This window comes from Dietzia sp. NPDC055340 (assembly GCF_053645335.1).
The window spans coordinates 1-8,244 of the sequence record NZ_JBSHML010000033.1 but is presented as its reverse complement, the minus strand read 5'-3'; the positions used below and the strand labels follow the sequence as shown (position 1 = coordinate 8,244).

At 67.5% G+C, this 8,244-nt stretch carries 9 protein-coding genes; 6 read left to right on the top strand and 3 right to left on the bottom strand.

What is annotated here, in order from left to right; genetic code table 11:
• The coding region (locus tag ACWIFB_RS17110) for an LLM class flavin-dependent oxidoreductase (RefSeq protein WP_454058877.1) at positions 1–428 on the bottom strand (428 nt) is incomplete at its 3' end.
• A gap of 417 nt (positions 429–845) precedes the next feature.
• On the opposite strand from ACWIFB_RS17110, the gene ACWIFB_RS17105 reads away from it, so the two are divergent.
• The 5 genes from ACWIFB_RS17105 to ACWIFB_RS17085 all read left to right on the top strand — a co-directional run bounded on the left by ACWIFB_RS17105 (position 846) and on the right by ACWIFB_RS17085 (position 4,765).
• Positions 846–1,541: a SipW-dependent-type signal peptide-containing protein gene (locus tag ACWIFB_RS17105; RefSeq protein ID WP_454058876.1), complete on the top strand. Its 696-nt coding sequence runs from the start codon at positions 846–848 to the stop codon at positions 1,539–1,541.
• Positions 1,542–1,679: 138 nt separating this feature from the next.
• The gene (locus ACWIFB_RS17100; protein ID WP_454058875.1) at positions 1,680–2,219 is read left to right on the top strand and encodes a signal peptidase I; all 540 of its coding nucleotides are present in this window, start codon (positions 1,680–1,682) and stop codon (positions 2,217–2,219) included.
• A gap of 1 nt (position 2,220) precedes the next feature.
• On the top strand, positions 2,221–2,889 hold the full coding sequence (locus tag ACWIFB_RS17095; RefSeq protein ID WP_454058874.1) for a SipW-dependent-type signal peptide-containing protein: 669 nt from the start codon (positions 2,221–2,223) through the stop codon (positions 2,887–2,889).
• Positions 2,886–3,929, top strand: a complete 1,044-nt coding sequence (locus ACWIFB_RS17090; protein ID WP_454058873.1) for a hypothetical protein — start codon at positions 2,886–2,888, stop codon at positions 3,927–3,929. The genes ACWIFB_RS17095 and ACWIFB_RS17090 overlap by 4 nt, the downstream gene beginning before the upstream one ends.
• Positions 3,930–4,123: 194 nt before the next feature.
• Complete coding sequence (locus ACWIFB_RS17085; RefSeq protein WP_344993692.1) at positions 4,124–4,765, top strand: hypothetical protein; 642 nt, start codon at positions 4,124–4,126, stop codon at positions 4,763–4,765.
• Positions 4,766–4,795: 30 nt separating this feature from the next.
• Here ACWIFB_RS17085 and ACWIFB_RS17080 read toward each other — a convergent pair whose 3' ends face one another.
• Positions 4,796–6,001 (bottom strand): O-succinylhomoserine sulfhydrylase, encoded by a 1,206-nt coding sequence (locus tag ACWIFB_RS17080; protein WP_454058872.1) that lies wholly within the window; start codon positions 5,999–6,001, stop codon positions 4,796–4,798.
• Between the two features lie 71 nt (positions 6,002–6,072).
• Positions 6,073–6,489, bottom strand: coding sequence for a rhodanese-like domain-containing protein (locus tag ACWIFB_RS17075; RefSeq protein ID WP_344993686.1), 417 nt, complete (start codon positions 6,487–6,489; stop codon positions 6,073–6,075).
• Positions 6,490–6,658: 169 nt separating this feature from the next.
• Between ACWIFB_RS17075 and ACWIFB_RS17070 the strand changes: the two genes are divergently transcribed.
• Positions 6,659–8,098, top strand: a complete 1,440-nt coding sequence (locus ACWIFB_RS17070; protein WP_454058871.1) for an FAD-dependent oxidoreductase — start codon at positions 6,659–6,661, stop codon at positions 8,096–8,098.
• Positions 8,099–8,244: the final 146 nt, after the last annotated feature.

The window sequence follows — 8,244 nt, the reverse complement described above, 5'->3', positions numbered from 1 at the left end:
CGCATGAGCCGGACCGACTCACGAAGGCGAGCGAAACGCTCCTTGAACGCCGGCCACTCACCCTGATGGCCCGTGGCGATCTCATTCAGGGCCTCGCCCGTGCCAACGCCGAGGAAGACCCGGCCCGGGTACAGGCACGCCATGGTCGCGAACGCCTGAGCCAGCACCGCCGGGTTGTAGCGGAACGTCGGCGTGAGCACCGACGTGCCCAACTGCAGCCGCTCAGTGCGCTCGCCGACAGCGGTCAGCCACGACAACGAAAACGGCGCATGACCACCGTCGTGCCGCCACGGCTGGAAATGATCCGACACCGTCGCCGAATCCATCCCCGCCCGCTCGGCCAGAACCGCGAACTCCACCAGATCGCGGGGACCGAACTGCTCAGCGGAGGCCTTGTAACCGAGCTTCAGGGGCGGGGTGGTGGGCATCGATGGCTCCTTCGGGGGTATGCGTGAGCGGCGTTGCCGCCGGCTCGCGCGGGCACGGTGGCGAGTATGCCAGCGGCGTCCGACACCGCGGGAGATCTTGGAGTGGCCTCCCCTCACGTGCGGTGAGCATGGCCGACATGTGTCAAACCTGAGAGTCGGACAGCGCAATACGTACTCCGCGCCGACCGTGAGCGACTCTCCGGCACCGAGAAGCACAGACTGGCAGCACGTTCGAGTTGATGAACTATTTCCCACCATAGAAGTTTTCTGTCATCATTCTCGTGGGTCACACCCTCACGGCCCACCGTCGATCAGCTCGGCTGCGCAGTGTTTGGCCGGCACGACTTCCCTCCCCCTCGGGATCGCCTCTGCGGTCCCCCCTCGGAAAGGCAGCGCCCTATGGACGCCTCCACTCCCATGCCTGCAGATCTCCAGCGGCAGCAGGACCGTAAGCGCAAGCGCAAGGCCATCCTCGCCGGCGGCGTGGTCCTGGGCCTCGGCGCCGCGGTGACCCTGGCCGCCTGGTCGGACGATGTGTTCGCCCAAGGCGAGTTCGACACCGGACAGTTCAACATCCAGGCGAATCCGAGCGTCCTCGACGACTTCTCCGGTGCCACCTGGGCGGACCATAATCTGAACACTGGTTCAGGCGACACCGGCCCGGCGGGCCTCTCGTTCTCCGCAGGATTCGGCGCCATGGTCCCGGGCACCACGGTCTACTCGCCAATCTCGCTGCGGATCGATCCCACCAAGTCCTCCAACTCCGCCAACGTCAGTCTCGTGGAGGCTTCGAGCACCGGCGATACCGAGCTCATGAGGCTCCTGACGTTCGAGGCCAAGACCGGGATCGCCCCCTCAGCCTGCGCTGACGGCTCCGGCTTCGCGGGCGGCACAAATCTCGTCGTGGCCGGTACGTCAGTCGACGATGACGACCCCGAGTCGACAGGATTCACGCTGAGCAATGACGTCGCTAGCGACGAGACCACGCCTGTCACGGTCTGTATCGCGGTCACGCTTCCCGAGCAGGGGCTCGGCGTCCCGTCAAACGACCCGGCCTGGACGTTCGACGCCCCCGTCACCACGACCTGGCAGTTCAACGGGGCATCCGTTTAAGCCCGGACGACGCGGCTAAAGCCCCGGGCCCTCCGATGGTGCGGGTGGGGTCGCTGATACGACCCTCCCGCGGCATCTGACTTAGCGACACGGCGCAGCACTGACCGGCTACGCCCCGGCATGCTGCACGGAGGAGACATGGTCACAGTTCGTGAAGACGAGGCTCCGGCACCCTCCGAGAGCCGGCAGGCACGCATCCGGGCACGGATCGAGGACGGTGCGCTGACCGCCCTTTCCACCCTCGGCGCAGTGTGCATCGCCGCCACGATCGCGGCATTCGTGTTCAACATCAGTCTGGTCATGTTCAAAACAGGCTCGATGTCCCCCACTATCCCGGCGGGCTCTCTCGCCGTCGTCCGAGAGATTCCAGCATCAGACATCCGCGTCGGCGACGTGACCACTGTGTCCCGGGGAGAGGACCAACTCCCGGTGACGCACCGAGTCATCTCCGCCGACCCGGTCGGCGGCGGCGTCTACTCGATCGAGATGAAGGGCGACGCGAACGAATCCCCCGACGCGCGCCCCTACGAGGTGACCGAGGTCAAGAAGGTGATGTGGCACGCCCCCCGCCTCGCCTACGTGGTCAACGCGATGAGTCAACCCATTTCCATGGCCGGCATCACCGTCGCGGCCGCCCTTCTCGTGGGCTGGGCCTTCTGGCCCCAAAAGCAACGTTGATATGCGACTCCTGCACCCGGATCGCCGTAGTCGCAACACGGGGCCGTCGCGCCAGCGCAAGGCCCTGCTGTCCGGCGGGCTCGTGCTGGGACTCGGCGCCGCCGCCACCCTTGCCGCCTGGTCCGACAACGTAGTAGCCACCGGAGCATTTAGCGCCGGTTCGTTCGGCATCGAGCTCGATGTCGGCAGTGGGTGGACCAACGGCCACGGCGTCAACGAAATGACGTTCGATGCGACCGATATGTATCCAGGCGCAGTGGTATACGCCCCCGTACTCGTGCGCACCACCTCGCACTCCGACCTGGGCGCTGAGTTGACTCTACGTGGCGCAGGGTCTCAGGAGGCCATCACGGACCATCTCGACTACCGGGTCGTAAACACAATCGTGCCCGCGGCGTTGACACCCGAGAAACCAGTGCCCCCTTGCGATGCAAACTCATTCATCGGAAATCCAAGGTACATTCTCGGCTCGTCGGACGAGTGGCTGGTTCTGTCAGCGCAAGTGGACGCCGGTTCGACGCAGCAGGTCTCCGCGGCAGCGGCCGATTACGCCGTTTACTGCTTTGAGGTCAGGCTCTCCCCCGACGCGCCCGGCAACTTGCAGGGACATGCAGCCGACCACACTTGGACGTGGAGCGCCGTTTCGGTCTCCGGCGAGGACGTGCCATGACCAGCCGGGACGGGAAACTCTGCGGGGCTTCTCGGCCGCGCCGATTAGCGAAATTGATCGCAGCGCTATGTGCACTTCTCTGTCTTGCGCTCCTCCTGCCCGGATCACTGAGGGCCCCGGAGTTCACGGAGGCCGCCTGGCAGCAGTCCGACGACACGAAGGGCACGTTCCAGACTTTGACACTGGCTCCGATACAGGATCCGAAGTGCCTGGACCATGGCACCTTGTCCGGACTTCTCAATAGCCAGATCCGACTGACATGGGGCCGACCTCCTGGCCTTCATCCTGACATTAACGTCAGTTATCGAATCACCGTGGTCCAGGGACTGCTCGGCGGCGATAGGAGAACCTACGATGTCGACGAACCGAGCTTCACATATATCTGGGAGCCTTCGGGCCTTCTAAATCTGACAATTAACTTCTCTGTCAGTCCCTTTATCAAAGGTTGGGCGGGGCCTGCGACCGACGGGACCGCCCTGGGGGTCAGCCTCCTCGGCCTTGGCGTAGAACTTACCTGCGGCCTATTCCCGCTACTCGGATCGCCCCCAGTCGCTGCACGCGCCGACGGATCGCCACCTTCCGCAACGACCTCACCGAGCGAGCGCACCGCAGCATCAGAAAGTACTGCCTCCGCCCCGCCGACTCTCGACGAAATAGGGAAGTCGATCACGACGAACACCACCAGCACGTCCGCAGCCGCGTTGACGAGCGTTCCCGCTTCGCCGACCACGCACTCGACGATTCTGACGCCAGCCGCCCCCGCCATCGCCCGCCCCAAGGGCCCCGCAATCCTGTCGGAGACAGCTCGGCTCGAAGTCGTGGACACGATCACAGTTGGAGAAGAAGACCTCGTCGTCGTCGTCGAAGGCGACACCGTCCCCGCCGACGCGCGGCAGGGCGCCGTTGCGCTCGAGATCTGGCTCAGCGGCGGCGACCCCGGCACCACCTGGGCGACCTTCGCATCCGACGACCCGGACGAGGACGGCTGGCGTTGGGCCGCCATCAACCAGAAGACCGGAACCGTGGTCTATATCCGCTGACCCGGCCGAGCAATCGGGACGACACGCCGCACTTGCCCGTGAGATGCCCCACTCGCCGGGGTGATATGTAACAAAATGAGCACGGGGCGCAATATCCTAAGTGAATCGGACGCCACTGCGGCCTGGGATCCCCTCCCCTGACCGGCGCCCAGCAACACCAGCACAACAGCACCACTGCACGCTTCGGAGGCACCATGCGTATCCGACACGCGGCCAGCACCCTGGTCGCCCTCGGCGCCGCCTCCGCCTGTGCTCTCGGCGCCTCGCTGATCGCCCAGGACCACGAGGCGGAGCTGCGGGACTCCGAACTCCGCGCCTCCGCCTGGTCCGTCCAGGCCTCCACCGACTTCGGCACCACCTGGACCGCGCCCATCTCCTCCGCCGGCGGGCACTTCCCCGTCCGCGTCGACACCGCGGCGCTGCGCAACAGCTCGGCTTACCAGCCGCTCACGCTGCGCACGAGCGTCGACTCCAAGGCCGACGCGCTCGTGGAGATCGGCTCCGGGGCTCTGGTCGACGGCAATCCGGACACCGCCGCCCACGTCCGTATCCGCGCGGTGTCCTCGACCAGCGGAGCCTGCGCCGAGCCCACCTTCACCCCCGGCCGACCCGGCGTGGTCTCCGGCCTCCTGGCCGGCGACCCGACCGAAGCCGTTCCCGTCGACGCCCCCACCGCGGACGTGCCGCTGGTGCTGCCGGCGGCCACCCGCACCACACCCGGCGCGCCGGTGACCGTGTGCCTCGAGTTGAGTCTGAACGCCGACGCGCCGGTGACCGATTCGATGCTGACGCTGGCCTGGCCCATCGACATCACCCGCGGCGACGCCGACTCGTAGGACTCAGCACAGGCCCGACGGGCCAGCAGCTCAGCCCAGCCCGCGCGCCAGGTCGTCGATCAGATCGCCCGCGTGCTCGAGGCCCACCGAGAGTCGGATCACGTTCTGGCCGATGCCCACCGCGGCACGGGCCTCGGGCTCCATGGATGCGTGGGTGGTGGTGGCCGGGTGCGTGACCAGCGTCTTGGCATCGCCGAGGTTGTTGGAGATGTCGATGACGCGCAGGGCGTTGAGCAGGTCGAAGCAGCGCTGCTTGCCGCCGTCGGCGTCGTCGTCGAACTTGAGCCCGAACGTCACCACCGACCCGCCGCCCGACATCTGGGCCGTCGCCAGTTCGTGCTGGGGGTGCGACTCGAGCATCGAGTACGTCACGAAGTCCACCGCGTCATGTGTCTCCAGGAACCGCGCCACTTCCAGCGCGTTGGCCGACATCCGCTCCACGCGAAGCCCCATGGTCTCCAGGCCCTTGACCAGCACCCAGGCGTTGAAGGCGTTCATCCCGAACCCGGCATGGCGCATGAGGTGCTTGACCGGCCCGGACACGAACTCCTCCGTGCCCAGCACGGCGCCGCCGAGGACACGGCCCTGGCCGTCGATGTGCTTGGTGGTGGAGTAGACCACCACGTCGGCGCCCAGCTCGAGCGGCTTCTGGTGCAGGACGGTGGCAAAGACGTTGTCCACCACGACCTTCGCGCCGGCCGCATGCGCGAGCTCGCAGACCGCGCGCACGTCCACCAGCTCCTGCATCGGATTGGAGGGGGTCTCGAAGAACACGGCGTCGGTCGGCTCGCTGAGTGCCTCGCGCCACTGGTCGAGGTCGGTGCCGTCCACGAAAACGGTCTCCACGCCCCAGCGCGGCAGGATGTCGTCGCAGATCACGAAACACGAGCCGAACAGCGCCCGCGACGCCACCAAACGAGAGCCCTCACCGCACAGCGCGGCCAGCGCCACGAACACCGCGGACATGCCCGACGACGTCGCGAAGCAGTCCTCGGCGCCCTCGATCTGGCGCAGCCGCTCCTCGAACATGGCGACGGTCGGGTTGCCGTAGCGCGAATACACGAACCGCTCGGTCGTGCCGTTGAACGACGCCTCCGCGGCCTCCGCCGAGTCGTAGACGTAGCCCGAGTTGAGGAACATCGGCTCCGTGGTCTCCTCGAAGCCGGTGCGCATCTGCCCGGCCCGCACGCCCAGGGTGTCGGGGTGGAGTCCGTCGGGGAGCTCGTTGTTCTTCATTCGCTGCTATCTCTCGGTGTTGTCGTAGTGGGTGATGTCGTCGTCGTAAATCGTCGGCCCGTGGCGGGCGGTCAGGACTGGCGCCAGGCCAGGCCCGCGACCTTCCATCCGTTCACGGTGCCGCGGTGGCCCTGCGCGTCCGGGCCGCCCTCGAAGCCCTCGGCCACGTTGAAGGCGGTGGTGTATCCGGCGGCGGTGGCCACGGCCGCTGCGGCGGCGGACCGGCCGCCGCTGCGGCACAGGAACAGCACCGGAGCCTCGGGCGACAGCCCGGCCTCGGCCAGTTGCTCGACGAACCGCGCGTTGGGTTGGCCGGCGGAGGTCATCCACTCGATCCCCACCGCGCGCTTGCCCAGCTCGGACAGGTCGGCGGCGCCCACCCACTGCCATTCAGCGCTGGTGCGGACGTCGACGAGCGTGGCGTCCGGATCAGAGGCGAGCAGCTCCCAGGCCTGGCTGGGGGCGAGATCTCCGGCATAGTCGCTCATAGGAGGCCATTATGCTCCTCCGGCCATGGATCGTTCGGGTCGAGGTCTCCGTGGCCACCGCGCCGGGGCCGCTGCCTCCACCGGCTCCCGATCCGACACCTGTCAGATCGCGGGATCCGCATCAGCCGGACGCCCGACCTGACCGGCTGATGCGTGAGAGCATCGGACTATGACGTGGCCCTCATATTCTCCTCTCCGTATCGCCGTGGTCGGTTCCGGACCGGCCGGGGTGTTTGCCTGCGACGCCCTGCTGACCTGGGCGGATAAGCACGATCGCGAGATCGTCGTGGACCTGTTCGACTCGCTGCCCGTGCCGTTCGGACTGCTGCGCCACGGGGTCGCCCCCGACCACCCTAGAATCAAGGGAATCGCCAACAACCTCTGGAAGATCGGGCAGGACCCGCGCATCCGCTTCCTCGGCAACGTGCACTTCGGCACCGACATCACCGTCGAGGACCTACGCCGCCACCACCACGCCGCGATCTTCGCGACCGGCGCACTGGCGGATCGCACGATGGGGATCCCCGGCGAGGACCTGGCCGGCTCGTACGGTGCCGCCGAGTTCGTTACCTGGTACGACGGTCATCCCGACGCGCATCCGGAATGGGATCTGTCCGCCGAGCGCGCGGCCGTCGTGGGGGTGGGCAACGTGGCGCTAGACATCGCGCGGATGCTGGTGCGCACGCCGGAACAACTCGAGGCCACCGACATCCCCGAGCATGTCCGCACCGGCTTCGGCACCACCGCCGCACGCACCGTGTCGGTGATCGGCCGACGCGGCCCCGCCTGGGCCAAGTTCACCACCCTCGAGCTGCGGGAGATGGAGAAGGTGGAGGGGGTCGCCGTGGTGGTTGAACCGTCCGACCTTGATGACGACGACGAGGTGGCCCGCGAGCATCGGGAGTCCGATCGCCGGGCGGGTCAGATCTACGCCGTTCTGGAGAAGTGGGCCACCGCGCAGATCGAGGCCGGTCACGCCGACGCCGACGAGGCCGAAGCCGCCGCGGTAGCCCGCGGGCAGAAGGTCGTTCGATTCCGCTTCAACCGCTCCCCGGTGGAGATCCTCGGCGCCGACGGCCGGGTGACCGGTCTACGCCTGGAACGCACCGAGGCGGACGGGGCCGGCCTTCGGATGACCGGCGAGACCGAGGAGCTGCTCGTCGACGCGGTCTACAGTGCCGTCGGCTACCGGTCCGCAGCGCTCGAGGGAATCCCGTTCGACGACGCCACCGCCACCATCCCCAACGCCGCGGGGCGGGTGCTCGACGGACCCGGCGGGCAGCCGATCCCCGGACTGTTCACCGCCGGTTGGATCAAGCGCGGCCCCTCCGGGGTGATCGGCACCAACCGTTCCTGCGCCTCGGAATCGGTGACCGAGCTCCTCAGCGACCTCGACGCCGGGCTGTTGCCTGACCCCGAGTCGCCCGACCCGCAGGCCGTACGCGATCTGCTGGACTCGCGGGGCGTGAAGGTGGTCGACGGTATCGCCTGGGCGGCTATAGATGCCGGCGAGCGGGACCTGGGCGAGACCGCGGGCCGGGAACGCACCAAACTCTCCGGCCGGGACGAGATGCTCGAGGTGGGCTTCCGCTCGCACACCGACCGCTGACTCCGTGACTGGCGCACGATCCCCGCGCCACGGGCTTCGCACCGCTGGCATGGGGGGTGTCCCTATGGTGATTGTCAAGGGTTTTGGTGACGGAATGCGAGGGTTCTATGCTGCGGCGGCGACTTTGGTCGGTGCTGGTGGTTCTC